Raw genomic sequence first — 214 nt, 5'->3', positions numbered from 1 at the left:
ACCGAGATCGACGACACCGTGCGCGGCTCGCCGATCTGGCGCGAGAAGGAGGAATTGCTCGCCTCCGTGCCCGGCGTCGGCACCAAGACCGCCCGCAGCCTGATCGCCGAGCTGCCGGAGCTCGGCAGCATCGGGCGCCGCGAGATCGCAGCCCTCGCCGGTCTCGCCCCCTTCACCCGGCAGTCCGGGCAATGGCGCGGCCGCAGCCGCATCG

Annotated in this window: 1 protein-coding gene; it reads left to right on the top strand. The window is 73.4% G+C overall.

Annotation, left to right across the window (positions count from 1 at the left end; translation table 11 throughout):
- On the top strand, nucleotides 1–214 hold a 214-nt coding region (locus tag I5731_RS00235; RefSeq protein WP_197309346.1), incomplete at both ends, for a transposase.

The organism is Methylobrevis albus (assembly GCF_015904235.1).
GTDB lineage: Bacteria > Pseudomonadota > Alphaproteobacteria > Rhizobiales > Pleomorphomonadaceae > Methylobrevis_A > Methylobrevis_A albus.
This window is presented reverse-complemented; position numbering and strand designations above follow the sequence as displayed.